This window comes from Alkalimonas mucilaginosa (assembly GCF_036327005.1).
GTDB classification, from domain to species: Bacteria; Pseudomonadota; Gammaproteobacteria; order Enterobacterales; family Alteromonadaceae; genus Alkalimonas; species Alkalimonas mucilaginosa.
In genome coordinates, this window is sequence record NZ_JAUGZK010000045.1 from 1 (window position 1) to 821 (window position 821).

The window sequence follows — 821 nt, forward strand, 5'->3', positions numbered from 1 at the left end:
TGAATCACACCGGGTTTGTCGGAGGCTAATTTTCTTGAGAGAATTAGTCCATGAACAAAAGAACAAGTTATTCCGCAGAAGTCCGCGAACGTGCAGTTCGCATGGTTTTGACCTCAGAGCATGAGCACCCATCCCGGTGGGCGGCGCTGGTGTCTATTTCATCAAAAATTGGCTGTACACCTGAGACATTACGGGCTTGGGTTAATCGAATCGAAGTAGACGCAGGCAAAAGGCCTGGTGTTACTTCGGATGCAGCAGCCAAAATTAAGCAGCTCGAACGTGAAAACAAAGAGCTCAAGCAAGCAAATGAGATCCTGAAGAAGGCAGCTGCATTTTTTGCCCAGGCGGAGCTCGACCGCAAACCGAAGAAGTAGTCCAGTTTATCGATGCGCACCGAGTGTTGCATGGTGTCGAGCCGATTTGCCGTGTGCTGCAGATCGCGCCATCAACGTATTACCGGTGCAAGTCACTAGAAGCGCAGCCTGAGCGACGCTGTCAGCGTTACCATCAGGATGAGGCTCTGAAGCCTCAGATCCTGCGTGTATGGCAGGATAACCGGCAATGCTATGGCATCAGGAAAGTCTGGAAACAACTGAAGCGTGAAGACTTCACGGTGGCTCGCTGCACGGTTGCCAGACTGATGAGTACGCTTGGGATCCAGGGCGTGCGGCGTGGCCGCCGTTGTATCACAACGATCCCTGACGATAGCGCAGCTAAGCCATTGGATCTGGTGAAACGGGAGTTCAGTGCCAGCCGGCCAAACCAATTGTGGGTTGCAGATATCACGTATGTTGCTACGTGGTCAGGCTTCGTTTACGTCG

At 52.5% G+C, this 821-nt stretch carries 1 pseudogene and 1 other annotated feature; the pseudogene reads left to right on the plus strand.

Annotated features, from left to right (window positions below):
- Nucleotides 1-50 precede the first annotated feature (50 nt).
- A pseudogene (locus QWF21_RS18050) lies at nt 51-821 on the plus strand (IS3 family transposase); the annotation flags it as partial.
- Nucleotides 329-445 (plus strand) — a sequence feature (AL1L pseudoknot). It overlaps the preceding pseudogene by 117 nt.